Below are 718 nucleotides of genomic sequence, written 5' to 3' on the forward strand. Positions count from 1 at the left end.
CAGGCCGAGGCCGAACGCCTGGACATGGCGCCGGAACTGATGCTGCGCAAGAAAACCCTTGAAGCCCTGGTCAAGAGCGGCTACCCCGAGGGGCCTTACCAATTGCCAGATTCGCTGCGTGGCTGGCGCCGCGAACTGATGGGCCAGGCGCTGCTGGACAGCCTGGCCACTGCCGGAGAACAGCCTTGAAACGTATCTGCTCCATCTATCGCAGCCTCAAACGAAACGAGATGTACCTCTACGTGCTGAAAAGCGATGCACTGGAGCGCGTGCCGGAAAGTCTGCTGGCCGCCTTCGGCAAGCCGCACCACGCCTTCGACCTGGTGCTGAGCCCGGAGCGCAAGCTGTCCCGCGAGGACATCACCGTGGTTCTGGAGAACCTCGAAAAGCAGGGTTACCACCTGCAAATGCCGCCGGCCGAGGACGAGTACATCGAACACTTGCCCGAAGAGCTGCTGCGACGCAATGACCCGATGTGATCGGTCAGTGCCCCGTCCGGGGCACATCATCTATGGAATTCAATTTTTGGCGGCGGCCGCACGGTACAGTGAACTGGACCGGCGGCCGCCTGCAGTGTTTTTGAAAGGTTTGAACCATGCGCGTTCTGATTGCTGAACACGATCACCCGCTGTACGCCCGGCTGCTGCGCGAAGCGGCGCCGGACCTTGAGGTCATGACCAGCGGCGACTCCGCCGAATTGTCGCGCCTGGCGGCCGAT

General features: G+C 62.0%; 1 protein-coding gene and 2 pseudogenes. All 3 read left to right on the forward strand.

Annotated elements, in window-relative coordinates; translation table 11 throughout:
- Positions 1-189 (forward strand): annotated as a pseudogene (locus HX846_RS34115) (ribonuclease D); the annotation flags it as partial.
- Positions 186-479 (forward strand): YcgL domain-containing protein, encoded by a 294-nt coding sequence (locus HX846_RS34120; RefSeq protein WP_003210667.1) that lies wholly within the window; start codon positions 186-188, stop codon positions 477-479. The pseudogene HX846_RS34115 and the gene HX846_RS34120, both read left to right, overlap by 4 nt.
- A gap of 116 nt (positions 480-595) precedes the next feature.
- A pseudogene (locus HX846_RS34125) lies at positions 596-718 on the forward strand (D-2-hydroxyacid dehydrogenase); the annotation flags it as partial.

The organism is Pseudomonas sp. K5002, from assembly GCF_013386655.1.
Classification (GTDB): Bacteria; Pseudomonadota; Gammaproteobacteria; order Pseudomonadales; family Pseudomonadaceae; genus Aquipseudomonas.